This window comes from Pseudomonas sp. FEN, assembly GCF_904067045.1.
Taxonomy (GTDB): domain Bacteria; phylum Pseudomonadota; class Gammaproteobacteria; order Pseudomonadales; family Pseudomonadaceae; genus Aquipseudomonas.
In genome coordinates this window covers 485215-511248 of the sequence record NZ_CAJFDC010000010.1, presented here as the reverse complement: position 1 = coordinate 511248, position 26034 = coordinate 485215, and the positions used below count along the sequence as shown (strand labels likewise).

The following is a 26034-nucleotide window of genomic DNA, read 5'->3' as shown; positions in this document are numbered from 1 at the left end:
GAACAAGCTGCCTTGTATGGTTGTGCTCCAGCGCCGGAGTGCCTGCAAGATCGCGGTCGGCAGGATCAACTTGAGAGGAATCCCCAGCGAAAAGACGCCGCCTACCACTCAGCGGTAAATTCACCTCCGCTCCAATTGCACTATCCTTCCATCCAACCACTCCTTCCGGACATCGAAATGCCCGCCCCCGAATCCCCCCTCTTGCAAAGCTGGCACCACAATGCCCACTCCTGGATCGACGCCGTCCGCGGCGGCGCCATCGAAAGCCGCCGCCAGGTCACCGACCAGGCGATCCTGCTGGCGGTGCTGGGCCGCCAGCCCGAGCGTGTGCTGGACCTTGGCTGCGGCGAGGGCTGGCTGTTGCGAGCGCTGGAGAAACGGGGCATCAACGCGGTCGGGGTGGATGGCGATGCGACGCTGGTCGAGGCGGCGCGGGCGGCGGGTTCGTCGCCAGTGCATCTGGCCAGCTATGAAGCGTTGGTCGAGACGAAGGTGGACATCGGCCGCGACTATGACCTGATCTGCGCCAACTTCGCCCTGCTGCACCAGGACATCATCCCTCTGCTCGCCGCCATGAACGCCCTGCTCGCCCCCGGCGGCGCCCTGCTGATCCAGACCCTGCACCCGTGGACCGCAGCCACGGGCGACTACCAGGATGGTTGGCGGAACGAAACCTTCGATGGGTTCAAGGGGCAATGGCAACCCATGCCATGGTACTTCCGGACCTTGTCCAGTTGGCTCAATGCACTGGACATGGCCGGCTTTCGGCTGGGCACCCTGCAAGAGCCGCAGCATCCGCAAAGTCCCGTGCCGCAGTCATTGCTGCTGGCGGCCGAGCAACGAAGGTGAACCCCGCGCCTCGGAAAGCGGGGGGATGATTGACTGGCCAGTCCAGACAGCAACTCAAAGTGTACGAACCAGTTAGTTTTTGTTCGATCATCGAACACAATGACTGTTAGCGAATTGACGATATTTCATCCCCTGCGCACCATCAACACCGCATCAAGCGGGCATCCAAGCCACCGTTCTCAATCACCCAAGCCCCAGAACACCCCCTGAAAAATCTCAAGAAACGGGTACATCATCATGCCACGGGCTCACCTGAGCATCGCCAAACGCGCCATGATCAGTTTCGGCGCCATCGCCCTGCTGGTCCTGCTGCAGGGGCTGTTCGCCCTCGAAAAGGTCGCCGAAGTGCGCGCCACCGGCCAGCACACCGAAAACGTGTCCCTGCCCAGCACCCGCTATCTGGGGGAAATCCGCGACTACATCCTGAGCATTCGCGTGCTCAGCCTGCGCATGGCGCTTAATCGCGAACCCAAGGTGCTCGACGCCACCATCGCTCGTCTGCACCAGGTGGAAGGCTGGCTGGATCAGACGCTGGAGAAGTTCGCGCCGCTGTTCGGCGAGTACAACCGCGCGCAATACGACAAGTTCGTCGATACCGTGAAGCGTTACCGGCAAGCGCTGGACCAGTACGAGCTCCTGTCCCGGCAGGACCGCAGCGCGGAAATGAGTGCCTTGCTCAATGGCAGTATCCAGGACTACTCGACCCAGACCGGTGACCAGTTCAGCGAATTGATGAACCTGACCGCCAATGAAGTCAACGCGTCGGCGAGCCATGCCGACTCGCTGTATCGCCAAGTGAAAATCACTGTGATCGGTGCCCTGATCGCCGTCGCGCTGCTGACCTTGTGCCTGGCCTGGTTGCTGATCCGCAGCATTGTCATACCGATCCGCCAGGCGGTGCGAGTGGCCGAACAGGTGGCCGTTGGGGACCTGAGTTCGCCGATCCAGAGTCAGGGCGGCGACGAAACCGCACGTCTGCTCAAGGCGCTGGCCAGCATGCAAGGCAGCCTGCGCGACACCCTGCAATCGATCAGTGGCACTTCGACCCCACTGGCCGCCGCCGCACAACAGATGAGCCAGAGCACCGCCCAGGACTCCCGTCGCCTGCAGCAGCAACACAATGAAATCGAGCAGGCTTCCACGGCGGTCAACGAAATGACCGTGGCCGTTGAAGAAGTAGCGCGCAATGCGGTCTCGACCTCCGACACCACGCGCCAATCGACCCACGAGGCCACGCTGGGACAGGCGCGGGTGATCGAGACCCTGGACTCGATCCAGGCGATGAGCGCCGATGTCGGCACCGCACTGCAACAGGTACAGACCCTGGCCGAGCAGTCGCGAGAAATCGGCAAGGTACTGGACGTGATCCGCGCCATCGCCGAACAGACCAACTTGCTGGCGCTCAACGCGGCCATCGAAGCCGCGCGGGCCGGGGAAGCCGGACGTGGTTTTGCCGTGGTCGCCGATGAAGTACGGGCCCTGGCCCATCGCACCCAGCAGTCGACCCAGGAAATCGAGCAGATGATCGGCCGGGTTCAGGGTGACACCGACAACGTGGTGCGCTCGATGCACGGCAACAGTCAGCGAGTGGCGCAGACCTTGTCGATTGCCGAACAGGCGGGCCTGGCGCTGGCGGAAATCACTCGCGCCATGGAACAGATCCTCGAACGCAACCTGGTGATCGCCAGCGCCTCGGAAGAACAGGCCCAGGTAGCCCGTGAAGTCGATCGCAACTTGTTGAACATCCGCGACCTGTCGCTGGAAAGCGCCGATGCATCGACCCGGACCAGCGCCACCAGCCAGGAGTTGTCACAACTGGCCGTCGGCTTGCAGAACCTGGTAGTGCGTTTCAGGCTCTGAGCGCTATCCGTGCCCCAGGCAGTCTCGCCGATGCACGGCGTAGCTCGATGGCATCGCCCCCCGCTGCGGCCAAAGAGCCAGAGGTGCGTGGCTAAAAGGGGCGGCCGTTGAGCTAACAGACATCGCCCATGCGCCTGGAGCGCGTGGCCGACAGTTGCGCCAGGTAGGTTTCCACCTCTTTGAACAGCCAATGCGAGAACTCGCGCTGCTTGTTTTCCGAGCTTTCCCGGGGCGGCCATACCAACCAGTAGGGGTAGGCATAGGGCGCACTGATCTCGCACAGCTGTACCAATTCACCGCGTACGATGGCGTCATGCACCAAGCTGCGCCGCTCCAGGGCGATACCCTGCCCCAGCCGAACCGCCTCCAGCACCAGGTTCGAGTCATTGCTGCACAAGCCCTTGCGCTCGATGTTCATCTCAACGCCCGCGGCCTGGCACCAGGGTAACCAGGATTCAGTGTTGTAGATAATGGCGCTCTCGACAATCTGCCGAGGGGTTTTCGGCAACTGCCCGTCATTGAAATGGGGAGCGGCGACCACCACCACTTCGTCGTGAAACAACAGCTTCTGCTCTACCCCTTCCCAGTCCCCCTTGCCCATGCGGATACCGATATCGACGGACTCCTGATGCAGATTGGAAATGCTCAGGCCTGCTTGCAAGCGAATGCTGACGTGGGGGTAAAGCTGCTGAAAACCCGGTAGCCGCGGTAACAGCCAGGAACGGCCGAACGAGGGCAGCACCGCCACGACCAACTCGCCCATCTTGGGTTGCGCCTGGATCAACCGTGTGGCTTCGACGATGTCGCCCAGAGCCTGGCGAATCTGCAGGGCATACAGCCGACCGTCCTCGTTCACCCGCAGCCCACGCCCCTCCCTGACGAAAAGAGTCAGACCGACAATCTCTTCCAGTACTTTGATCTGCTGGCTGATGGCCGAGTGAGTAACATGCAGCTCCTGGGCCGCCAGGGTGACACTACCCAGCCTGGCGGTGGCCTCGAAGCTGCGCAGACAGGTCAAGGGAGGCAAGGGACTCATGTAAGAATAACTAACCATCTGTGGTAAAAATTGTCGATATTTTAAGGTGCTTTCCCAATATAAAGTAACCACAAATTAACATTCATATCACTGAAAGCCATTGCGCACCCACACCGCACCTTGAACATCACACTGACGTAAATGGAGGCTTCATGAAATTGCTCGGCATGCTGGATTCGCCCTACGTGCGCCGCGTGGCTATTTCCCTGGAACTGTACGGGGTCAATTTTGAGCATCAGTCGCTCTCGGTCTTCAGCACCTTCGATGAGTTCGCCAAAATAAACCCGGTCGTCAAAGCGCCGACGCTGGTGCTGGACGACTCGACGCAACTGATGGACTCCAGCCTGATCCTTGACTATTTCGAAGCACTGGCGCCTGTCGAGCATAAGCTGTTGCCGCAGCAAACCGCAGCGCGCGCGGCTGATTTGCAACTGATCGGGTTGGCGTTGGCGGCCTGTGAAAAAACCGTACAAATCGTCTACGAGCACAATCTGCGGCCACCGGAGAAACTTCACGAGCCGTGGCTCGACCGGGTCACCGGGCAACTGCTGGCCGCCTATTCGATCCTGGAAAAACTATTGGCCAACCGCCCTGGCGAGTCATTGACGCAAGCCTCGCTCAGCGTGGCAGTCGCCTGGTCCTTCACTCAATTCACCCTCGCTTCGGTGGTCAAGGCCGAGGCCTTTCCCCATCTGCAACGCCATGCCGCGCTTGCCGAGAAACACCCGGCCTTCAAGAAATACCCAATCCAATAACACGCTGCGATACAGCGCGACCTGGCGACAAGCCGGTTCGCGCGCTCCCGCCCAAGTGCGCCCCGCCCCTTGCCGCCACGGGCGGCGCCAGCCGAATCCCAGGCAAGCGGTTGTTCAGCCGCAGGCAAAAAAAACCCCGCAACCGATAGGGTGCGGGGCAAGGAATTGGTTGGTTGCGGCCAACCAAAGGAGCGCGTTGAAAAACGTTTACGAGCCGGGGCTCAGATGCAATCCTGTGCCGCGCGTTCAAAACTCGAAGGCAGCAGGTTCGAGGCCAGCAAGTGTCGCTCGTAGATGAACACCTTGCCCCCCGTCCCGGCCTTGTAGGCTTCCAGCACATTGTCCGCCGAGACTTTGCTCGACACCACGATCCGGTAGCCGCGCTGACTCTGCGAAACGGTCGGGGTCAACGCACTGCCCTGCAATTTCGGTACAACGCAGCTGGCGTATTGGGCTGGGCTCTTGCGGGTCTGCAGGGTCAGGGTCGGATCATTCGGCGCGGAGGCACAACCTGCGAGCAACAAAGTGCCAATCGCCAGGGCAGACACAGATAAAGGGCGCATCAATCTCTTCCTGAAAATAAAAAACTCGTTTGATCAAGCAACGGAATGGCATCACGGGTAGCGCCATCACCATTTGTATCTTGTCGGCTCAGCCAGGTGCAGCCACCACGCCCGTCAGCAGGTCAACCCTGGCGGGGCGGGCGAACGCCATCGCGCACTGTCCTGAGCCGGGTGTTCGATGCAGGCCATTCTCCGGTTATTGCCAACAAAGTAGAACTTGCGTTTCTTGATGGTCACTATTACTTCTAGCAATAGTTGCCACCGTGCAGACCGACATACACCCAATCACAACTAGAAAAATTGATGAGGATCTCTCCTTGAGAACGTTTGACTTGATCCGCGACGCCGTTTTGCCCGATTTCCGTGACCGGGTGGCCGATTACCTGGTCCAGTACGAAACCGTACTGTTGTCGCAAAACGCGACCGACCCGGAGCTTGTCCGAGCCACCGCCAATCAGCTACGGGGTTATTTGCGCGGGCTGAACACAACCCGGGTGTTGGGTATGGCGGATTGGGAGGAACTGGATCGGCGGGTGGTGAATACATGGCTTTAGGCTCAGTACGAAAATGTCGCAAAAAATCGCACGGCACGAGCCAATGAAAGCATCGCCATGGTAGCAGGCATTTGAAATGCACGGCGTTGCTCGATAGAGTCGCGCCCCGATCCGGCCAAAGGTGCCGGATGTTCGTGGTGAAAAAGGGGCGGCAGTTGAACCAACAGATATTGTCCATGCGCCTGGAGCGCGTGGCGGCGCAGGTGCCAGCCGGTGCGCGCCTGGCCGATATCGGCTCGGATCACGGCTACCTGCCAGTGGCGTTGATGCACCGTGGCGCCATCACCGCGGCGGTGGCCGGCGAGGTGGCATTGACCCCCTTCCACGCGGCCGAACGCAGCGTGCACGAGAATGGCCTGGAGCAACGGATCAGCGTGCGCCTGGCCAATGGCCTGGCGGCAATCGAGCCGGCGGACGGGATTACCGCGATCAGCATCTGCGGCATGGGCGGCGAGACGATCCGCGACATCCTCGACAGCGGCAAGGCGCGCCTGAGTGGCCAGGAGCGCCTGATTCTGCAGCCCAACGGTGGCGAACAGCCGCTGCGCCAATGGCTGATGGAAAATGACTACCGCATCCTCTGCGAGGAACTGTTGCGGGAAAACCGCTTCGACTACGAAATCATCGTCGCCGAGCGCGCCGGGCCGGTGATGTATACCGCCGAGGAGTTGTACTTCGGCCCGTTGCAGATGCAGGCACGCAGCCCGGCGTTCCTGGCCAAATGGCAGCGCCTGCTGCACCAGAAGCAACAAACCCTGGCCCACTTGGCCCGGGCGCGGCAAGCCGTGCCCGAGGAGAAGGTGCGGGACATCTCCCGGCAGGCCCGGTGGATCACCAGGCTACTGGCCTGAGCCGAGCCGCCATCAGGCAGGACGCAAACAGCCGGGAACGCCCGCCAAGGCATAATCCGCGGGATCGAACCGATCGCTCGTGTCCATCCGAATACCGCGCAAGCTCACCGTTTCCAGGTGTGAGGCGTATAGCGGCTCCGAAAAATAGCTGATCAGGATCGAGCGACGGCGGGCGCCGATTGCGTTCAGACTGCCCGCATGCACCAGATCGACATCAAACACCAGAATGTCACCCGCGGAGCCTGAAAGCTGCACGGAGCGGGACTCGTCATTGAAGTCGAACGGCGGCCGTCCCTGCTCGGGGCGATGGCTGCCGGGGACGATACGTGTCGCGCCGTTCTCCGGGCCATAGTCGTCGAAATAAGCCAGGGCGCCCACTATGTCGCCAGGGCGTTGGGCCGACAAGTCGCGGTGCAACGGCTGATGACCGCCACCGGCAAGGGGCTCGCGCCCCTCCACCTGCGAGAGGAAGAAGCGTTCGCCAATCAACGCCCCCACCACCGCCAGCACCTGCGGCAGACGACACACCGCCTGAACCTTCGAATCACAATCCAACAGCGAATGGCGACAGTCCATGCCACGCGGCACTGGCCATTGCTCAGAAGGCTTCACGCCCGCATCGAACACCGCGCGAAGGTCATCCAGCCACAGGTCCGGGATCGCTCGACGAAGCAGCACAAAACCCTCTCGATGAAGTTGTTCACGGTCAGTCATAGCGTCCTCAATGCCCTTGCCCCCACGCATCTTGCAGATTGACAGCCATTCGCCAAGGCTGAGCCGTCTGCAAGTGTAGTAGCCGGTCGGCCACCCAGCTGCAAAAACGCTGAGTAAAGGCGTTACGACCTCGACGCCATATTCGACAAGTCCGCCGCCATTGTGCGGTTGATAGGCGGCAGCCGAAACAGCCGTGTTTTTTTACCAACCCGCAATACGCGACCAGTCACCGAGGTGGCGTCCCCCGGTCAGGACGTGGTACCCCGCATGTTGAGCCGAAGTGGCGCAGGCATGGTTGGGCAGGATGCGCAGTTGCATGCCCACGGGCAGTTCACCGGCCGGTTCGAAAGTTCCCGAGCGTGAGGAAATGATCCCGTGTTCCTGGTTGGCCGCCGTGACGATCAAGTCGCCAATGGGCTGCCCGTTGAGGTTGCAGACGATGCCGTAACCCTGGTCCACGCTCTGCTTGGCGGTGCCACGGTCGCGGGAAAGAGCCATCCAGCCGGCGTCGACAATGGTCCAGCCTTTTTCCGGCTGGTGGCCGATGACCGTGGTCAACACCGAGACGGCAATGTCCTGCACCTGGCAGACACCCAACCCGGCCATCACCAGATCGAAGAAGGCAAACACCCCGGCCCGGACTTCCGTGATACCGGACAAGTCCTGGGTAAACAGCGCCGTGGGCGTCGAGCCGATGCTGACAACAGACAGTTCGAACCCTGCTTCTTCAAGTAGTCGGGCTGCATCGACCACGGCGTTGCGTTCCTGCCGGGCACAAGCCTCGATTTCAGCGATGGAACGACTGTCATAGGAGTTGCCGGCGTGAGTCATGACACCGCTGACGGTAACGTCGCTGGCGCGCAACAACCGAGCGATCTCCACCAACAACGGCGAGTGCGGGGGGATACCTGAACGATGACCATCACAATCGACTTCCAGCAGCACTTCGAAGGTCTGCTCATGGGTGCGCGCGAATTCGGCCAACAGCCGGGCGCTCTCCAGGTTGTCCAGCACCAGCTTCAAGGCCGCGCCCTGTTCAATCAACCTTGCGGCGTGAGCGAACTTGTTGGGCGCAATGCTGACGCCATACAAGATGTCGGTGAAACCGGCAGCGAAAAAGAAATCCGCCTCACGCAGAGTGGACACGGTGATCGGTCCGCGCCCGGCTGGAAAAAAGCGTTCGGTCACTTCCAGGGATTTGTTGGTTTTGACATGTGGCCGCAACACCACCTCAAACGGCGCCAGCTTGTCGCGCATGCGCAGGATGTTCGCATCCAGGCGATCCACGTCCAGTAACAACGAAGGGGTTTCGAATAGTTCTGACATTTGTGCTCTCCGGTAATGTCGCTATTCTAAGCCCTCAAAATCGCAATAAACTTTAATCTCCCTAACTCATAGATTCAGTAAAACTTAATGAATGATGCATTCGATATTCGCTTTCTACTGGTCATCCGTGAGAGCAGCAGCTTGCTGGAGGCGTCGCGTAAACTCGGCCTGACACCCTCGGCGGTCACCCAACGACTGCAGCAGATGGAAAAGAAACTGGGGATCCGCCTGCTGGATCGATCCGCCCGGCAATTGCGTTTCACCGACGAAGGCGAGTTGCTGTGCTTGCGTGGCGGCGAACGGGTCCAGCAGTTCGACGCGTTGCTGGAGGACCTGCATGAGCGACGCAGCGGCTTCGTCGGAAAGCTGAAAATAAACGCGCCCTTCGGTTTTGGCCGGCAGTATGTGGCGCCAGCGGCCGCCGCTTTTCAACGCCAGCATCCCGAGGTCGAGATAGCCCTGACCCTGTCCGACCAACCCATGGTGGAAGTCAGCGACCGCTTTGATGTGGTGATCCATATTGGCGAGCTGCGCGCCTCCAATCTGGTGTGCCATGCCATTGCGCCAAATCGTCGTTTTATCTGCGCCTCACCGGCCTTTGTTGAACGCTACGGCCTGCCCGACAGCCCCGAACACCTGGCCGAGCTGCCCTGTATCGCCCTGCGCGAGAACAACGAAGATGTGACGCTGTGGCATTTCACTCGCGCACGCAAAACCCAGAGTGTGCGCATCCGGCCGGCCTTGAGCTGCAATGACGGCAGCGTGATCCGGCAATGGGGCTGTGAAGGGCAAGGCATCATCCTGCGCTCTGAATGGGACGTCGCCGATGCCCTGGCCGATGGCACCCTGGTGCGGCTGCTGCCCGCCTGGAAGCTGCCGGATGCCAATGTCGTGGCCCTGACCCACCAACGCGAAGGACTGCCTGCGCGAACCCTCAATTACATGCGTTTTTTGCAGGAGTCATTCCGGCCCGCGCCACCCTGGCGCGTTTGAATCGATAGCCACTCACAACGTGGACGAGCCACAGGAGACTCTGGTGAACTGGATAGAGACCCACTAGGGTTCGAATGTCTATCCTGCTGGATCGATCGAGGTATTTTCAGAAGAGGCTGACGAGGATGATTGAAACCGCCGTGGATACCCAGTCTGGACAACTGGCGATGTCTCTGCGCTCCGGCTATTCACGCCCCCCCTCACCCGGAGAGTCAGCAATGACCGTGACTGATCGCTTTATCGCAAAACACTTCGACGTGTTCGCGCAGATACCCTACAAGCGTCAACCCCCCCTTCAACACAATCTCTCCGTTCGGATGGGCGGAGCAGGTGCTGGGCATCAAACGGTACTCAATGAGGGTGGTACATTTTGCAGGGTAATGCCTATCCGATTCGACCCGGCGACGTGTATGTGCTCGATCAGCACGATCGCCATTACCTGCGCGGGGGCAAGGAACAGGATCTGATTCTGGTCAGCGTGTTCAACCCGCCCTTGCGCGGCGACGAACGGCATAACCTCAACGACAGTTCGGGCTCGGCCTACTGATGTCGCGGCAGGCCGCCACGTCACGCCGCCCACCCACAAGAGGTCACTATGCGTAAGGATTACCTGGCTTTTTTCATCTCGCTATTTCTATCGCGGCTGGCGGATCAGATCCTGCTGTTCATCGTGCCGCTGGTGGTATTCCAAACCACCAACAGCGCGTCCTGGGCGGGGCTTGCGTTTTTCGTCGAGTCGCTGCCGCGTTTTCTCGCGTTTCCGGTGTGCGGGGCCCTGTGCGACAAGTTCTCGCCCATCAGGATCCTGCACATCAGCCAGGTCTACCGGGCATTGCTCTGTGTGCTGGCGGTGGTGCTCTACGGAGTCTTCGGCGGCATCGCCTGGGTGGTAGTGCTGTCGGCGCTGTGCGGGGTGCTGACCACCCAGGGCATCATGGCCCGCGAGGTACTGATGCCGCATATCTTCCAGCACTACAGCTACACCAAGATCCTGTCCTACTCGCAGATCGCAGACCAGACCGGGCTGGTCCTCGGACCACTGGTGGCGGCGCTGCTGCTGGAGGTCTGGGCCTGGCACTGGGTTGTGTTGTGGGTCGCCGGGCTGTTCCTGCTGGCCGACCTGAGTATGCTGGCGTGGCAACGCCTCAGCCGCATCACCCTGGAGGTGTTCGAGCAGCATCAGGATATCTGGCTGCAGCCCCTGCGTATCGCCTTCGGGCATATCCGTGGGCTGGTGGAGCTGAAAAAGATCATCACCCTGGCCGTTGGGGTCAACCTGATCGTCGGGGTCACCCTGGCCACCTCGGCGGCCATGGTGATCGGCCAATACAGCGCCGGCAAGGACGACTACGCCGGGCTGCAAGCGGCCGGAGCGGTAACCACCATCGTGATTCTGTTCTTCCTTGCCCGGGTGGTGCTTCCCCTGCGGGTACTGGGTGGCGTCGGTTATTCGATGATCGCCGCAGGCGCCTTCATCAGCGCGTTGAGCCTGAATTTGACCGTCTATGCGCTGGGCTTCCTGCTGATCGTCGGCTTCGACAAAATGTTCAATGTCTACATGCGCACTATCCGCCAACAGGTGATTCCGCAGCAGGACTTCGGCAAGACGGTGGGCGTTATCACCTTGCTTAACAACCTGTCGCAACCCCTGGCCGGTTTACTGGTGGCTCTGCTTGCCGCGCCCTTAGGCACGCAACGGGTGCTCCTGATTCTGGCCGTGCTGGCTACGCTGCTGGGCGCGGCGGCCCTATGGTGGTTTGCCAGAGCACGTAGCCCCCTCGCGCCCTCGATCCTCAAGGCCGACCAAGAGACTGGCAATTGAAAGTGGAGCCGCATCGGCTCCACTGTTTTTGCGTCTCGCCAACACGGGCTGTCGTTGATGCGTGCGCTCTGTATTACAGCGCGAGCAATATGCTCCTACATGGATCGCACTATTCAATCTGTGACAAGTGGGCCAGCGTGATATTGCTCATCTGTCACCGGCTCCATCCACTTGACATTCTTGCCATCGAGCATTTCGGTAACCGCAAGGTGAGACATAGCGGTGGTCGCGGCCGCACCGTGCCAATTAAGCGGCATCCGAAGAGGCGTCACTCCCCGAAAAAAGAGGGTCAGTGCCATGGCATCGTGGCGGCAGTGCTTAGACCGTGGCAGTGAGGTGAAGCAGAGCGTCTGCGCTTTCGGAGCAGATCTAATCTGCTCATGCCGAGCGATGCATATCAAAACGCTTTTGCATAAAAAATCGGTTGTGCCCGGCGATCGGGTAATCCTTGAGCTCGCCGAATACGCTGAAGCCAAGCCGGAGGTAAAAGTCCGGCGCTTGAAAGGAGAAGGTATCCAGCCAAATACCTTGGCAGCCTTTCTCACGAGCCAGCGTTTGCGCCATGCTCATCAACTTCGAGCCCATTCCCTGCCCTCGGGCGATTTCAGGTACGACAAGCAATTCGACGAATAGCCACTGCCCGAAAATCTTGGCGTGTAAACCACCCTGGGTGTTACCCGTTTCATCCTTGATCAAGATCGCAAATTTTTCGGCACCCGCCAGTCCGGTTTGTGCCTGGTTGTATTCGCTCAACGGTGCCAGAATTGCCTGGTAATCGGCCTCTAGAGGCGCTTCTTTTATCTCGATCCGTAAGGTCATCGTTTTCTCCTTCGCACAGTTTTGATTAAGCAGGCACCCACCGATATGACAACAAGATCGGCGATCTCACTCACGCGCTGCATTGGCAAGCGCGTGTATTCTCCTATGCCTGGAAGGCGATGAACGGAAATCCTGCTCCTGAGTGATATGGACAGAGCAGGTTTTCAGGAGAAACCCTGCCATGATCAATAAGTCTGCCCCTAACAGTTGAGGTTCTAAAAATGCCAAAGACAACACCGGCGAGTACCTCGACAACAACGGCTGCCGATATCGAAAGATCCATCCAGGCCCTGAACAAAATGGCTGAACGTCTGTGGGGGGATGGCAGGGAGACCGAGGCCAAAGCACTCCTCGATGCCCTGGACGCGTTAAACCGGGCGTTGGACAGGATCCGAATCGGTGAGAGTCGCAGGGTTGTGACGCTTCATTAGACGGCCAGAGACGCGCAACAGAAAATAGATCGGCCCTTTATTCGCGCACCGATGACAGGACTCAGCTCCCCGCCCCAGTCCGGCCCGCGCGATAAACCGAGAAGCCATAGAATGCCAACGCCAGGCCCGCCAACGCGCCGCCCACCACGCCGACATAGGCAAACCCGAGTTGCCGCCCCACCCAACTGCCCACCAGCGCTCCGCCACCGATACCGATATTGTAGATCCCCGAGAACAGCGCCATCGCCACATCGGTTGCGTCCGGCGCCAGCACCAGCACCTTCGATTGCAACGACAGCCCGAAGCCCATGATCGCCATGCCCCAGAACACGCTGAGCGCCCCCAGCGTCGACACCTCGCCGCTCAATGGCAACAGCAACGCCAGGCACGCCACCAGCAATGAGGTCACCACCAGCAGAAAGTGCTGCGGGTATTGTCGATTGAATCGACTGAACAGCAACGACCCGAAAATCCCCGCGCCACCGAACAACAGCAGGATAAGGGTCACCACCTCGCCGCTCATGCCAGCCACGGTTTTGATGAACGGCTCGATATAACTATAGGCCGTGAACTGAGCCGTGATCACCGCAACTGTCAGGCCATAGACCGCCACCAGCGCGGGGCGCCCGAACAGCACGGGCAGGCTTCTCAGGGAGCCCGAGTTCTGGCTCGGCAACAGCGGCAGGCTTCTGCCAAGCCAGAGCACCAGGACGCCCGCCATCAATGCAATCACCAGAAAGGTGATACGCCAGCCCATGGCTTCGCCCAGCAATCGGCCCAGCGGAATCCCCAGCACCAACGCCATGGACGTCCCGGTTGCCAGCAGGCCCAGCGCCTGTACCTGCTTGCCCGCCGGTGCCACCCGCACCGCGAGGGAGGCCGTGATGGACCAGAACAGCGCATGGGACAAGGCGATCCCGATCCGACTCACCAACAGAACACCGAAGCTTGTGGCCAGGCTGGACAGCACATGGCTGACAATGAACAGGCCGAACAGCACCATCAACAGCTTGCGCCGCTCGATGTTTCGGGTGAGCAGCATCACCGGCAGAGAGGTCAGGGACACCACCCAGGCATAGATCGTCAGCATCAACCCGACCTGTGCACTCGACAGGTCGAAGCTGTCGCCGATGGCACTCAACAGGCCAACCGGCACGAATTCGGTGGTATTGAAGACAAAGGCGGCCAACGCCAGCGCAATGACCGGTTGCCAGTTGTCGGTGTTTTCAGTTGCAGGGGAACTCATTTGGACATCAGTCGACAGCCGAGGCAGCGACGCGCGAGAAGTGTCATTTGAACATATCAGGCGTCCGCCGAAAACGCCAGTTCCCGCTGGGCTTCGATCGCCCCGAGACGCTCAGCAAGCGCGGCCCTGATGGAGTGGTAGGCCGAACTGCCCAAGGCCAGTCGCAAAGGCGGCCGGTCCTGATCGCTTGCGGCGATCATGGCGGCGACGGTCTTGTCCGCGTCGCCCTTGATGGCGAAATTTCCGTCCGACACGCTCCGACGCACAGCACCCGCCGGGGTGTCGTCATAGACCGGCATCGGCGTGGCGTGGACAAGACCCGCGCCGAAATTGGTCCTGGTCGGTCCAGGCTCGATGATCAGGAAGTCGATTCCGAATGGTTCAACCTCCTGGCGAACCGATTCGATGAAACCTTCGATGCCCCATTTGGTAGCGTGATACAGGCTGAAGTTCGGGTAGGCGATCTGGCCGCCCTCCGATGAAATCTGCACGATACGTCCACCGCCTTGCTGGCGCAGGTGTGGCAAGGCTGCGCGAATGAGCTCGATGGACCCGATGAGATTCGTCGCGATCTGCTGCTCGATCTGTGCGTGACTGACTTCTTCCGCAGCTCCGAACAGGCCATAACCGGCGTTACTGACCACCACGTCGATGCGCCCCATCCGCGCGAAAGCGTCCGCCATGACGATCCCCACGGCCCGGGTATCCGTCACATCGAGCGTCAGCACCTGCAGCTTGTCGCCGTGGCGTACGAGCAATTCGTCCAGCACGCCTGGCCGCCGCAGGGTCGCGACAACCCGGTCACCGCGTTCCAACAGGCGTTCAGTGAGAAGACGGCCGAGGCCGGCCGATGTTCCGGTGATAAACCAGGTTTTGCTCATGATATGCTTCCAGAAAGGGAAAAAATGTTACCGGACTAGAAACATAGACAAGCATCATTGACCCGGCAGCGCCAGGCTGTCGAGAAAGTCTGCAACCAGCGCATTGAACGCCTCGCCTTGATCATCATGCACATAGTGACTCGCGTCAGCGACCTCCACCGTCCGAACGTGCGGGTTGCTGGTACTCATGGCCTGTAACATCGCGGGCGGCAGGAAGTCCGAGCGGCCACCGCGAATAAACAGGGTCGGGCAATCCAACGCGCGCACCGCTGGCCACAGGTCCGTCGGCTCGATACTCAGGCGCGCCTCGGCAATACCCTGCTGGTCATGGCGCCAGGTGATCACGCCGTCGTGCTCTTTCATCGAATGAACCAGCCTTGACGCCAGGCCCTGCTCCGACAACCCCGGGCGCGAAGCCCGCCAGAATGCGCGAGCCGCGTCCCAGCTATCGAACTGCAACGGCGTTTGGCTCATCTCGCGACGAATCCGCGCGGCGCCATCGCCCTGGCTTGAGGAGCCGGGCCCGATGTCTTCGATCATCAATCCCAGCAGTCGTCCCGGGTGCTGCCGCGCATATTCAAGGGCGTTGGCGCCGCCTAATGAGTGCCCCAGCAATACAAACCGCGACAAGCCGACATGGGCGACAAAGTCCTCGAGGTCCTCGACATACGACTGCGTGTGGTAACTGGCGGGCGCGGCCCAGTCACTCAGCCCTCGACCACGCTGGTCCAGGGCATGGATGCAATAGCCCGGCCCCAACGACTGCACCAGCGACTCCCAGGTCTGTGCATAGGCGCGCAAGCCATGTAACAGCACCAGGGGCACGCCGGTCGATTCGCCCCAGCGCAAGAAATGCAGGCGCAAGCCTGAGCGATTGGTAAAGAAACAGCTGTCAGAAGTCATCGGTTTGTTCCTGTGTGCAGGGCGCCGGCCGATCTAGAAACGATCGAAGCGATAAGGGCTTGGGTCAATGATTGGCGTATGCCCACTGACAAGATCCGCTGCAAGGTGACCCGCCGCTGGCGACGTGCCAAAACCGTGCCCCGAGAAGCCGGTGGCCACGGTCAGCCCCGGAATCCGCGCGACCGGCCCAATGACCGGATTGGAATCCGGCGTGACGTCGATAGTGCCGGCCCAGGCCTGGGCGATCCGCGCCTGTTTGAAAACCGGCCAGGCCGCCATGAGGTTGTTCATCGCGTCGTTATTGAGCCGCGGGTTGGCGGCCGGGTCTTGCATCCTGACACGTTCGAACGGGCTGATGCTGTCGGCACGCCAACGCCGGGCAAGCGCCAGGTCGCGGAGAAAAGGCTGGCCCAGCGATACGTTGAGGACGCTGCGCTGCGCACGGAACTGCGGCATGTATTGCCTGGCGAGCAACAGGTGATCGAGGGTCAGGAAGGCATCCAGTTTGCCGCGCTGGGTAATGATGAAGCCACCATCCTGGTGCTTGCGAAACGAAAAGTCCGGCGCGCCGACCGCAATCTGCGTCGGCCCCTCCATTGGCTGGGTACGTAGCACCGAGCAGGTCAAAGGCAAGGTCGGCAACGACACGCCGAGGTTGCCGAGAAAGCGCCGTGACCACATTCCCCCGCAAGCAACACATGATCGCAGCGAATCTCACCTTTCTCCGTGACCACGCCACTGACCGCTCCGGCGGACATCTGCAGGGTCCGTACCGCGCACTGTTCCATAATCACCACGCCCATGGACATGGCCGCCTTGGCGATGGCGCTGCTGGCCAGCGTCGGTTCGGCGCGCGCATCGGACGGCGTGAAGATGCCGCCGGCCCAGTCCCCCACGCCGCCTGGCACCAGCGCTTCAATCTCGCGCTTGCTGAGCAACCGTGAATCCAACGACAGATGCTCCACCGACTTCAGCCATCCCTCATGCAGCGCCATCTGCGATGGGGTGCGGCCGACGAACATGATGCCTTTCTGGCGATACCCGACATCCGCCCCGACCCGCTCGGACATCTGCGCCCACAAGCGATCCGCCGCGAGCGCCAGCGGGATGTCGGCCGCGTGGCGGCTGGTCTTGCGTACCCAGCCCAGGTTGCGTGATGACTGCTCGCCGGCAATCTGGCCTTTTTCCAGCACTACCACCGAGATATTGCGTTCGGCCAGTGTCAGCGCGGCGGTCAGGCCGATAATCCCGCCGCCAATGATGACGACGGAAGTCGCATAGGGAAGCACGGTGGACGTTTTCACAGGCGCTATAGTCGGTGCCATGTTCAAGACTCGGTAAGCGAATGAAGTCGACCGCGCTTGCGCACGGCCGCGTGGCGGTTACTGTGACAGGCGAATGACTTCGACTTGCGCTTTCGACGCATTGCGATACGCCGTCACTTCCAGTTCCACCTTGTAGACCGTCGAGCCCAGCGGCGGGCAGGTGACGGTACTGGCCGGGTCGATGCCGCGAAACTTTTCGCCGATCATGTTCATCACGGCCGGCACGTCCTTCGGGTCCTGGATGAACACCCGCGAACACACCACATCCGCCAGGCTCGCATCGACCGCCGCCAAGGCCGCTTCGATGTTGGCGAATACCTGCTGCGTCTGCTCGAGGATATCTTCCGCGATCAACTTGGTTTGCGGGTTGCGGCCCGCGGTGTTGGAGACGTAGATCCAATTGTCCACGACCACCAGGCGCGAATAGCTGGCCTGATCTTCAAACGGAGAGCCGGTCTTGAGCTTGATGATTCTTGTCATGTCGAATGCCTTGTCAAAGTAAGTATTGGGTGGCTTAACGCAGCACCGGGGTTTCCCACAGGTTCAAGGTGACGCCGATGCCTTTTTCGATGGCGTTGCGGTATACGACCGTGCCCCAGGCCACGTCTTCCACGGGCATGCCACCCACCGACATGATGATGATTTCTTCGTCGGACTTACGACCTGGCGCCGCCCCGGCAATGATCTTGCCGATGTCCTCGACGTCTTCGAGGCGCATCTTGCCTTCGGCGATCATGTCCATGAAACGCACGCCGATCACTGGCACATTGTGATGCGCGGGCTTGGGCAACTCTTCAAACCAGGCTTGGTAGAGACCGGTGTTGTCCAGCACCTTGCGCACGTCGGGCTGTTCCATTCCCTCGTCGAGGGAGCAGGACGCAGGCATCGCCAGGAACGCGCCCGGCTTGACCCATTCGCGCTTCACAATTGGGTAGTTCGAGGGGTCACCCACCTCGCCGGAGCTACAATAAGTAACAAGGTCCGAGTCGCGGACCACCTCTTCAAGGGTGTCGACCACTTTTATCGTGGTGATTTGTGGGTAGGTTTCTTTTACCCAGGCGATAAAGTCATCGAGGCTCTTCTGACCACGACCTTTGATCTTCAGCGTGTCGAGATGCGGGCATACCGCGATGAACGCCGCCAGCGTGGTCTTGCCCATTACGCCCGGGCCCAGCAGGCCGACGACCTTCGAGTCCTTGCGTGCCAGGTGACGCGCGCCCACGCCGGGAATCGCACCGGTGCGGTACGCGGACAGCAGGTTGGCCGACATATGGGCCAAGGGTGCGCCAGTGTCGGGGTCGTTGAGGGTGAACATCAAAATCGAGCGCGGCAGGCCTTTTTCGCGGTTGGCGATATTGGAGCCGTACCACTTCACGCCCGCGGTGCAAAAGCTGCCGCCCAGGTAGGCGGGCATGGCCATCATGCGTCGGTCGGCCGTGGGCTTGGGCATGTTCGGGAAGGGCGAATCCTGCGGGAAGATGACCATCGCGCCATGGGAGTCATTGTTCGGGCCGGCCATGCGGTAGTCGCCGGCGTACAGCAAGCCGAACATCTCCTCCATCGTATTCACGCACGCCAGCATGTCGGTCACGCCCGCGCGGATCATGTCCTGCTCGGAAAGGTAGATGAAGTCGATTTTTGTATTTGTAGACATAGTTATTCTCGGACTGAAGGTGATATCGCTGCGGTAGGCGCAGCTCCACGCTATCGATGTCGAGTATCAGGCGGCGGTTTTCGGCGGTATTGTAGATTTCGGACATGCGCGGTCGGGCGGCACCGAGGGAGTTGGCGCGATTAATGCGTAAAGATTCCCGTATCGCTGCCCATCCAAGGTGCAACCATGATCAAACAGCGCGCGCCGACTCCCCGGCAGCACACGGCGAACGAACAGCCCTGGTTCGTGCTCAATTCTTCACGGTATTCGGTCATGCCCTCCGAGCACCCGGCGATCTCGCATTTCTATGCCTTCGATGTGGCGCAATCGACCAACCTGCTGGCCGTGCCGGACGGTTGCGTGGACATTGTTTTCGACTGTGATGCGACGCGCCCTACCGCCAGGATCTGTGGCACACCGCTGGCCGCCCAGGCGGTCGAGTTGCACCAGAACCATCACTACTTTGGCGTGCGCTTTTCACCGGGTGTCATTCCCGGTTTCATCAATGTGCTGGCCGAGGAATTGACCGAACGGGAGCTCGACCTGCTGGAGGTCTCGGGGTTTGCCCAGCGCATCTTCGAAAGTATCGTTCAGGCACCGCAGTTGGGCGAGCAAATGCGGCTGTTCAACGACTACCTGGCCCCGCGCCTGATGGGTAAAACGTCAACCCTTACGGCCATGGTCATTCAGCAGGCGCTGCGCCATCGCGGTGATATCCGGATTCGGCAACTGGAAGATCTCAGCGGCTACACCAGCCGCACGCTGCACCGACAGTTCAGCCAGGACACTGGCATGTCGCCCAAGACCTTTTGCCGAATCATCCGCTGCCAGGCAGCCCTGGAAACCCTCAATACCCAACAGGATGTTTCGTTTTCGGCGTTGGCCCTCGACCTGGGCTTTGCCGACCAATCGCACTTCCTGCGCGACTTCAAGAAACTGGTCAGCACCACGCCCTGCGACTACCAACGCAAAATGGCGCAGAACGCCTATGCCGACCGGATCAGTTATGCCTGATCACACTTGTGTGTATGGACTTTCAACGCATCGCTCTGAGCGTTTCGGACGGGGACTCGCCAAACAGTTCCCGGTAGTGCGCGGCAAAGTGGCTCAGATGAAAAAAGCCCATCGCCACCGCAATCTCACCGACGTTCTGGACACAGGCAGGGGTTGCGATCAAACGACGGCGGACCGCATTGAGGCGCAGATTGCGCAGGTATTCGACAGGACGCATTCCGGTCACCGACTGAAAACTGTTCTGCAGGGTTCGGCGGCTCACCCGCAGGTGTTCGCATAGATCGAGAATACTCAGAGGTGTATCGCCACTGGCATCGATCAACTCCTGACAGCGCTTGACCAGGTAAGCACTCACGGCGAAATTGCCGCGACGACAACGAACCTCATCGGTGGCGTGGCTGAACAAATCGAGGAACGCGTTGAGCAGTTCGTTCTCCAGCATTTTCTCGGCAGTGGGACTGATAGCGTCGGTCTGTTCCAAAAGCTGACGAAACAGCGGATGAATACGTTGGCGTATTCGCAATAGCAACGCGTCATCCACGCTGAGCTGAGACGTGGTCTTCAGGCGCCTGAGCTGATCGCTGGACAATTCGAAGGCCGCCAGTTTGGCAAAGCGTACCGTGTCGACGTTGAGCGCGAAGAAGTGCGTGCCTTCAGGCGCATGCAGCACAAACTCCTCGGCGTCGCGCAACAGCACCACGCTGTGAGTCCCCACCTGCTGCCCCTGCACCACCGGCGCGCTGCCTAAAGACATGGCCGCGCACAACCGACCTTTCGGCGCATAGCCGCGCTGCACCACGCGCTTGTCGAGCATTTCCTGGAAAATTTGAAAGCGGTCGGCGGATAGCTGCCGTAGCTCACTGGTCAGGCAGCCACGGCCGAGCTGGTCATACACTTGCCGCCAGCCCTGGATGGAACCGGCGTGTTGTTGAGAGTCATTGAAGGTTCGAACTTCAGCGAGCATGGTCGTCGTTCCTCGGTGGCCCCGTTGTTTTTATCGGCCTGAAAGGGACTCGGTCATCCATGACGACAGCTAGCATTCACACAGGGGTGGTGTCCGCCGTGAAAACCAAAGCCAGTTCCGTGCCAAACATCTGCAGGCGGTAGGTGGTGGGCTGGATATTCATCGGCGGCAACAGCGCCCCCGACAGCACGACCTGCCCGGCCTCCAGCCGTTGACCGTCGGCCAGCAGACGCCGAATCAGCCAGCAGAAATTGGCCAGCGGGCTGTCCTCTCGGTCCTGGGTATCCCCGTGGCCGCAAAGCGCGCCTCCGCATTCCAGGCGATACATCACGCTGGCGTGCCGTACCGGATCGAAAGGAATGCGCGGCCCGAGGCAATAAAGCCCCGCCGCCGCGTTATCGGCAAGAAAGGCGCCCACTCCGAAATTCCAGCCCCGCCAACGGCAGTCGGCGATCTCGAATGCCGGCGCGACCTCGCCGATGGCGGCCAGAATATCCTCGTCGCGGTAGTCACCCGGCATCAGGGTACGCCCCAGCACAATCGCCATTTCGATCTCCAGCTTGGGCTGGATCAATCGCGAGAGCGTCAGCGCCGTGTTTGGCTTGACCAACATGCGATCCGTGAGACCGCCATAGACCGGCTGGTCAAGGTCGAAGCGCTTTTGCGCGGCGCTACCGGCAAAGGCAATCTTCCAGCCGCTCAGTTGCTCGCCCGCGGCCTGGCGGCGGTCCAGCGCCTGGCGCTGCAGCGCATACCCGGCAAACAGATCCATCGCCTCCGGGGCCAGTGGCGCAATGGCTTGCGCCGTGCGCGTGGCCTGATGCAGCTGGTCAAGCAGCGCATTGCCGCTGTTCATGAGAGTTGCTCCGCCAACTTGCGCAGTACCCCTTCCAGCCTCTGCGGAGTGGTAATGGCGGCGACAAACCGATCCGGGCGCACCACCACGATGCAGTCGCGCACCTTGGAGAACCATTCGCCCAGGCGATTATCCACGTCCTCCACGCTGATGGCGTCCGTGGCCGTCAAGGGCTGCTGACGGCCGCTGCCACTGCGCGAACGATTGACCTGAATAAAACGCGTGTCCCAGCGTGCCCAATACGTGGCCATTTCCTCGCTGAGTTGCTCGCGCGGGTTCACCCGATACCCCAGCACCGCATAGGAGTCGCCCAGCACTTCATCCAGACGTCGACGCTGCCCCTGGGCATCTTCGATATACGGCTGCACAAACAGCTGGCCGACCAGATCATCCTCACGCAATTCGGCACGTTCGTGATGGACCAGGCCCTTGGTAATGGTGGCCTTGGGTTTGAATTTGAACTCCAGCAGGTGCGAGCGCAGGTTATCGACGCTGTTCACCGCCTGGAACAGCCAGTCGCGCACGCCGGCCATCAGCGGGTTGGTCAGCCCCAATACCGCGCCCATATTGTCGGCCAGGGCCACCAGTTCGGTGGCGTGCCCGCGGCGTTCCTGGTCGTAGCTGGCGAGGATCGCGTGCGAGGCCCGCCCCTGGACGATCGCCGCCAGCTTCCAAGCGACATTGGCCACGTCCCGCAGTCCGGAATTGAGGCCCTGCCCGGCCCAGGGTGGCGAGATATGCGCGGCGTCGCCGACCAGCGCCACACGCCCTTGGACAAACCGCGCCGCGACCCTGGAATGGTGGGTATAGGCGCGGATGCGGATGATGTTCAACTGGTCGACCGCGTCGCCAATATGCCCACGGATCAGATCACGAATGGTACTTTCCTCGCACATCTTCGCCTCATCCTCGCCCTCCATCAGCATGAACTCCCAACGACGCTGCTGGTACGGCAGGTAGATGCACACGAAGGGCCGTTGCGGGTCGGCATGCAGTGCGGTGTAAGGCGCGTCCAGGGTGTCATTGGCCGTATCGACCACCACCCATTTGCGTGGGTGGGTCAGCCCCAGTAACTCGATCCCGAGCTTTTTACGCACGGTGGAGCGGCCGCCATCGGCGCCAATCACATAGTCGGCCCGCAGTTGATAGATCTCGCCTTGAGCATCGCGCACCTGCAAGGTCACGCCCTGCCCGTCCTGCTCAAGCTCGAGCATTTCATGGCCTTGGCGCAACACCACGCTGGCGCGCTGCCCCAGGGTTTCGCGGAGCGTGCCCTCCAGCAGTTGCTGCATGAAAATATTGCGCATGGGCCAGCCGTAATGGGCGGTACTCGGCTTGACCTCGGCGAAACACACACCGCGAGCATTGTAATAGCGCAGCGGTACATCGCAGATCATGTCGCGCACGGCCAGTTCGGCGATGCCGATGCCCTGCAGCACGCGCAGGGCTTCGTCATCCATGCCCACCGCGCGTGGATAAGGCAGTATGCAGTCGGCAAGCTCAAGGACGATGCAGTCGATACCGTACATCCCCATATAGTGCGCGGCCGTGATCCCGTTAGGCCCGCCGCCGACAATGACAACCTGGGTTTTCTCCTGCTTCATCGCTATTCACCGCTTTCTTGTTGTGGTTTTCATCCGGCGCCGCAAAGGCCATGCGCCTGCGATCAGTGCAGCCCATCCATACCTTTGACGTCCGCCGCCTGCAGGCCGCCCAGCCGCGCGTGCAAACGCCCGCGCGTGGCGAAGGCCCAGATCACGATCACCTCATCCGGCGCGGGACCGTCGCCAAACATCAGCGACATGCTGTCGTAATGCGAGCGCACATACAGGGCATCCTTGTGGGCCAGCGGCACATCAATGGTTGAACCCGGGCCGCCACGTTTGCCGGTGGACGGCACCCAGGATTTGCCACCGCCCAGCGCCACGCGTACTGGATCGGCGGCCGGGTTGGTCAGAAATGCGTTGCCGTGTTCGTACTCGCCTTGGCTGCCCACCAGGCAGGCTTTACCGTAACTGACAATCTCCCGCGAGCCGGCCAGTGCCTGAATACGCCGACCAAACTCTTCGCCCAACAGCGGCGACGGTTCCACCAGCTCTGTCAGCGACTCGCTGTAACGGCCGGCATAGGGGTTGGCGATCACGGCGGCGACGGCATATTTGAACAGCGGCTCGCCATCGGCCAACTGGCCACTTTCGTTGGCCAGGGTTTCTTCGACAAAGCTGTACCATTTACGGATGTGATACGTCGCAAAGTTCGCGATTTTCATCAGGGTTGCCTCAAAGTGGGTCCAGTGGGTCTAGATTGAAATGTCGGCTTGGCGCGCCAGCGGCCTTGAACCGGGCCTTGCCGCGCGCATCGTCGTGTTCGGTCTCAAGAAAAAACTCCATGCGATTCCCGTCGGGGTCGTTGAAGTACACGCCATTGCCGATTTCGTGGTCGGTGATCTTCACCACCTCGACCCCCTTGCCCAACAACATGCCGTAGAGCTGGCGCAGGGTGGTCATGTCCCCGGCGATTTCCAATCCGTAGTGTTGCAACCCCAGCCCGCCCTGATGGGCGCCGGGCTCCGCGCGGATCAAGGCGATGTCGTGATGTTTGCCACCAAACGCCATCATGACCCAGCTTTCGCCCCGGGCACTTTCATGCATGCCCAGGATGTCGGCGTACCAGCGTGCCGACACATCAGGATCACTTACCCAGAGCGATAAGTGGGTACGAAGGATCTCGACTTTCATGGCGTGATACCTCAGTGTTTTTTGACGATGGATTGGTGCCCTGCCTTGATCTGCGCCACTGCGGGGGTCCAGAGCACATCAGCGATCTCACTGAATTCCCGCCATTGTTTCTGCCAGCTTTCACCGCCATTCTCGGAGGTGAACAAGTGCCCATACTTGGTTCCCGCCACAATCTGTCGCGGGTTTTCCGGGTTGAAGGCAATGGCCCAGACACAGGAATTGGGCTGTTGCGACAAGGGCAGCACCTCCCAGCTGAGCGCGGCATCATGGGACACCAGGATCTTGCTGGTGGTACCCGGCGTGCCATCGGAAATACTCAGGTACAGGTCGCTTTGCGTGCCCAAGGGCGCGTTCATGGCGCGCATGTAGTACAGGCCGAAGGCTTCTCGACCGATAATGCCGGTCCAGGTCAGCCCCTCATCCAGGCTGCGATAGACGGCGTTGACGCAGACCACCACGATGACTTTCTGACCATGATTGGGCAGTACCAGAATGTTGTGGACGTCCGAGTTGTAGTCCCACAACAGCCGATCATCAACCCGCGTCCAGCTGTCACCACCGTCGCGGGAATGGAACAGCCCGCCCTCCTCAAGGCCGAACCACAGCTGGTCGCGGTCCGTCGGGTCATAGGCGAAGGCCAGCAGGCGTGGGCGGCTGACCCCTTCGCAGAACTCCGGAATTTCCACCGGCGCACGCTGCCAACTGAGACCAGCGTCCAGGGTCCGCCACAGTACGGCGCGCGACGGTGCGCCAGTGCCGACGAAAATCCGTTGGGCGTCCTGCGGATCGACAGCGACTTTCCACACCGTCTGCTCGTTGAACGGCGAATCGATCCGCTGCCAATGGCCGCCGGTGTCGCGGCTGACGCACAAACCAACGTCCGTGCCGGCGTAGATCACCTCCGGCGCGCCGGGGTGCACGCTCAAGGAGCGGGTGATCGCGTCGAACTCCAGGTCCTGCCCCAGGCCCAGGCGGTGCCAGGTACGGCCATCGTCGGCGCTGCGGATCACCGCCTGCCCCACGGTGGCCACCAAAAGGGTTCCGTTACTCATCGCTGATGCTCCTCAGATATAGATGCCACGGGTCAACCCGCCGTCGATGCCGATGGATTCACCGGTCACCGCGCCGGCCTTTGGCGACGCCAGGAAACCAATCAACCAGCCTATTTCAACAGGTACGAGGGTGCGGCGAATGGGCGTCGCGTCGATGTAGGCCTGTTCAACCTGTTCCGAGGTCTTGCCTTGCTTGACCCCTTCGCGCTCGTACAGCTCCTGGATATGCGGGGTGTCAACCACGCCGGGGTGAATCAGGTTGACCGTGATGCCCGCAGGGCCCAACTGGTCGGACAGGGTTTTGGTCATGTGGGCGATCGCCAGGTTGCGCATCCCCGAGAGCACTTTGCTGGCGCGCCCGGTGAGGCCGCCGATGTTGATGATGCGACCGAAGCCGCCGGCCTTCATATGCGGGGTAACGGCCTTGGCGCAGCGGAAGTAGCCGATCACCTTGGTGTTGAGGTCCGACAGCAACTCGTCGTCGCCGGCATGCTCGATGTCATTGCGCACCACCCCGGACGGCGCGGCGGCACCGTTGACCAGGATGTCGATGCGGCCGAAGTGTCTGTACGCGGCTTCGACCATGTCGGACACGGCCGACATCTGATTGGTGTCACAGTACAGTGGCAGTACTTCGTTGCCGGTCTGCGCGCTGATCTCTTCGGCAGCCTGTTGGAGAAACTCCATGCGGCGTGCGCAGATCACCACCTTGCAGCCTTCCTCGGACAGAAAACGTGCGACTTCCTTGCCGATGCCCATACCGCCGCCGGTGACGATCGCCACGCGGCCTTTCAATTCCAGATCCATAGCATTTCCTCTTGTGATTAT

General features: G+C 60.8%; 27 protein-coding genes and 1 pseudogene. 10 read left to right on the top strand and 18 right to left on the bottom strand.

Going from position 1 to position 26034, the window contains the following annotated elements; translation table 11 throughout:
- The first annotated feature begins 177 nt into the window (after nt 1–177).
- Complete coding sequence (locus tag PFEN_RS11075; protein WP_191486868.1) at nt 178–849, top strand: class I SAM-dependent methyltransferase; 672 nt, start codon at nt 178–180, stop codon at nt 847–849.
- 237 nt (nt 850–1086) lie between these two features.
- The gene (locus PFEN_RS11070; RefSeq protein ID WP_191486867.1) at nt 1087–2709 is read left to right on the top strand and encodes a methyl-accepting chemotaxis protein; all 1623 of its coding nucleotides are present in this window, start codon (nt 1087–1089) and stop codon (nt 2707–2709) included.
- A 112-nt stretch (nt 2710–2821) separates the two neighbouring features.
- Here PFEN_RS11070 and PFEN_RS11065 read toward each other — a convergent pair whose 3' ends face one another.
- Nucleotides 2822–3745 (bottom strand): LysR substrate-binding domain-containing protein, encoded by a 924-nt coding sequence (locus tag PFEN_RS11065; protein ID WP_191486866.1) that lies wholly within the window; start codon nt 3743–3745, stop codon nt 2822–2824.
- Nucleotides 3746–3897: 152 nt separating this feature from the next.
- On the opposite strand from PFEN_RS11065, the gene PFEN_RS11060 reads away from it, so the two are divergent.
- Nucleotides 3898–4500 (top strand): glutathione S-transferase, encoded by a 603-nt coding sequence (locus tag PFEN_RS11060; RefSeq protein WP_191486865.1) that lies wholly within the window; start codon nt 3898–3900, stop codon nt 4498–4500.
- A 221-nt stretch (nt 4501–4721) separates the two neighbouring features.
- On the opposite strand, the gene PFEN_RS11055 is transcribed toward PFEN_RS11060, so the two are convergent.
- Nucleotides 4722–5063, bottom strand: a complete 342-nt coding sequence (locus PFEN_RS11055; RefSeq protein ID WP_191486864.1) for a hypothetical protein — start codon at nt 5061–5063, stop codon at nt 4722–4724.
- A 317-nt stretch (nt 5064–5380) separates the two neighbouring features.
- Here PFEN_RS11055 and PFEN_RS11050 point away from each other — a divergent pair, with 317 nt between their 5' ends.
- Both PFEN_RS11050 and PFEN_RS11045 read left to right on the top strand, forming a co-directional pair.
- Nucleotides 5381–5617, top strand: coding sequence for a hypothetical protein (locus PFEN_RS11050; RefSeq protein ID WP_191486863.1), 237 nt, complete (start codon nt 5381–5383; stop codon nt 5615–5617).
- A 155-nt stretch (nt 5618–5772) separates the two neighbouring features.
- Nucleotides 5773–6468 carry a tRNA (adenine(22)-N(1))-methyltransferase gene (locus PFEN_RS11045; RefSeq protein ID WP_318192837.1) on the top strand — a complete coding sequence of 232 codons (696 nt, stop codon included), beginning with the start codon at nt 5773–5775 and terminating at the stop codon, nt 6466–6468.
- Nucleotides 6469–6480: 12 nt separating this feature from the next.
- On the opposite strand, the gene PFEN_RS11040 is transcribed toward PFEN_RS11045, so the two are convergent.
- Both PFEN_RS11040 and PFEN_RS11035 read right to left on the bottom strand, forming a co-directional pair.
- Nucleotides 6481–7182: a phytanoyl-CoA dioxygenase family protein gene (locus PFEN_RS11040; RefSeq protein ID WP_191486861.1), complete on the bottom strand. Its 702-nt coding sequence runs from the start codon at nt 7180–7182 to the stop codon at nt 6481–6483.
- A gap of 201 nt (nt 7183–7383) precedes the next feature.
- Complete coding sequence (locus PFEN_RS11035; RefSeq protein WP_191486860.1) at nt 7384–8508, bottom strand: alanine racemase; 1125 nt, start codon at nt 8506–8508, stop codon at nt 7384–7386.
- Nucleotides 8509–8595: 87 nt separating this feature from the next.
- On the opposite strand from PFEN_RS11035, the gene PFEN_RS11030 reads away from it, so the two are divergent.
- The 3 genes from PFEN_RS11030 to PFEN_RS11020 all read left to right on the top strand — a co-directional run bounded on the left by PFEN_RS11030 (nt 8596) and on the right by PFEN_RS11020 (nt 11323).
- A complete protein-coding gene (locus PFEN_RS11030) occupies nt 8596–9501 on the top strand; it encodes a LysR family transcriptional regulator (protein ID WP_191486859.1) in 906 nt (301 codons plus the stop codon).
- 370 nt (nt 9502–9871) lie between these two features.
- On the top strand, nt 9872–10048 hold the full coding sequence (locus PFEN_RS11025; protein WP_263596601.1) for an ectoine synthase: 177 nt from the start codon (nt 9872–9874) through the stop codon (nt 10046–10048).
- A 48-nt stretch (nt 10049–10096) separates the two neighbouring features.
- Nucleotides 10097–11323, top strand: a complete 1227-nt coding sequence (locus PFEN_RS11020) for an MFS transporter (RefSeq protein ID WP_191486858.1) — start codon at nt 10097–10099, stop codon at nt 11321–11323.
- Nucleotides 11324–11701: 378 nt separating this feature from the next.
- On the opposite strand, the gene PFEN_RS11015 is transcribed toward PFEN_RS11020, so the two are convergent.
- Entirely contained in the window at nt 11702–12142 is a 441-nt protein-coding gene (locus PFEN_RS11015) for a GNAT family N-acetyltransferase (RefSeq protein WP_191486857.1), read from the bottom strand.
- A 221-nt stretch (nt 12143–12363) separates the two neighbouring features.
- Here PFEN_RS11015 and PFEN_RS30585 point away from each other — a divergent pair, with 221 nt between their 5' ends.
- Nucleotides 12364–12573: a hypothetical protein gene (locus PFEN_RS30585; RefSeq protein ID WP_224770942.1), complete on the top strand. Its 210-nt coding sequence runs from the start codon at nt 12364–12366 to the stop codon at nt 12571–12573.
- A gap of 61 nt (nt 12574–12634) precedes the next feature.
- Here the strand turns inward: PFEN_RS30585 and PFEN_RS11010 are convergent, their stop codons facing one another.
- From PFEN_RS11010 to PFEN_RS10985, 6 genes and pseudogenes are all read right to left on the bottom strand, one after another.
- A complete protein-coding gene (locus tag PFEN_RS11010) occupies nt 12635–13819 on the bottom strand; it encodes a sugar transporter (RefSeq protein ID WP_191486856.1) in 1185 nt (394 codons plus the stop codon).
- A 56-nt stretch (nt 13820–13875) separates the two neighbouring features.
- Entirely contained in the window at nt 13876–14700 is an 825-nt protein-coding gene (locus tag PFEN_RS11005) for an SDR family oxidoreductase (RefSeq protein ID WP_191486855.1), read from the bottom strand.
- 54 nt (nt 14701–14754) lie between these two features.
- Nucleotides 14755–15603 carry an alpha/beta fold hydrolase gene (locus PFEN_RS11000; protein WP_191486854.1) on the bottom strand — a complete coding sequence of 283 codons (849 nt, stop codon included), beginning with the start codon at nt 15601–15603 and terminating at the stop codon, nt 14755–14757.
- A 33-nt stretch (nt 15604–15636) separates the two neighbouring features.
- Nucleotides 15637–16928 (bottom strand): annotated as a pseudogene (locus PFEN_RS10995) (NAD(P)/FAD-dependent oxidoreductase).
- Nucleotides 16929–16985: 57 nt separating this feature from the next.
- Nucleotides 16986–17408, bottom strand: coding sequence for a RidA family protein (locus PFEN_RS10990; protein WP_191486853.1), 423 nt, complete (start codon nt 17406–17408; stop codon nt 16986–16988).
- A gap of 34 nt (nt 17409–17442) precedes the next feature.
- On the bottom strand, nt 17443–18582 hold the full coding sequence (locus PFEN_RS10985) for a tyramine oxidase subunit B (RefSeq protein ID WP_191486852.1): 1140 nt from the start codon (nt 18580–18582) through the stop codon (nt 17443–17445).
- Nucleotides 18583–18768: 186 nt separating this feature from the next.
- On the opposite strand from PFEN_RS10985, the gene PFEN_RS10980 reads away from it, so the two are divergent.
- Nucleotides 18769–19596 (top strand): AraC family transcriptional regulator, encoded by an 828-nt coding sequence (locus PFEN_RS10980; protein ID WP_191486851.1) that lies wholly within the window; start codon nt 18769–18771, stop codon nt 19594–19596.
- A 22-nt stretch (nt 19597–19618) separates the two neighbouring features.
- Here the strand turns inward: PFEN_RS10980 and PFEN_RS10975 are convergent, their stop codons facing one another.
- The 7 genes from PFEN_RS10975 to PFEN_RS10945 form a co-directional block, all read right to left on the bottom strand.
- Nucleotides 19619–20560, bottom strand: coding sequence for a helix-turn-helix domain-containing protein (locus PFEN_RS10975; RefSeq protein ID WP_191486850.1), 942 nt, complete (start codon nt 20558–20560; stop codon nt 19619–19621).
- Between the two features lie 76 nt (nt 20561–20636).
- Entirely contained in the window at nt 20637–21416 is a 780-nt protein-coding gene (locus PFEN_RS10970) for a 2-keto-4-pentenoate hydratase (RefSeq protein ID WP_191486849.1), read from the bottom strand.
- Nucleotides 21413–23020 carry a bifunctional 3-(3-hydroxy-phenyl)propionate/3-hydroxycinnamic acid hydroxylase gene (locus tag PFEN_RS10965; RefSeq protein WP_191486848.1) on the bottom strand — a complete coding sequence of 536 codons (1608 nt, stop codon included), beginning with the start codon at nt 23018–23020 and terminating at the stop codon, nt 21413–21415. The genes PFEN_RS10970 and PFEN_RS10965 overlap by 4 nt, the downstream gene beginning before the upstream one ends.
- 62 nt (nt 23021–23082) lie before the next feature.
- Nucleotides 23083–23685 (bottom strand): amino acid synthesis family protein, encoded by a 603-nt coding sequence (locus PFEN_RS10960; protein ID WP_191486847.1) that lies wholly within the window; start codon nt 23683–23685, stop codon nt 23083–23085.
- Nucleotides 23686–23695: 10 nt separating this feature from the next.
- Nucleotides 23696–24154, bottom strand: a complete 459-nt coding sequence (locus PFEN_RS10955; protein ID WP_191486846.1) for a VOC family protein — start codon at nt 24152–24154, stop codon at nt 23696–23698.
- A gap of 11 nt (nt 24155–24165) precedes the next feature.
- The gene (locus PFEN_RS10950) at nt 24166–25206 is read right to left on the bottom strand and encodes a WD40/YVTN/BNR-like repeat-containing protein (RefSeq protein WP_191486845.1); all 1041 of its coding nucleotides are present in this window, start codon (nt 25204–25206) and stop codon (nt 24166–24168) included.
- Nucleotides 25207–25218: 12 nt separating this feature from the next.
- A complete protein-coding gene (locus tag PFEN_RS10945) occupies nt 25219–26013 on the bottom strand; it encodes an SDR family NAD(P)-dependent oxidoreductase (protein WP_191486844.1) in 795 nt (264 codons plus the stop codon).
- Nucleotides 26014–26034: the final 21 nt, after the last annotated feature.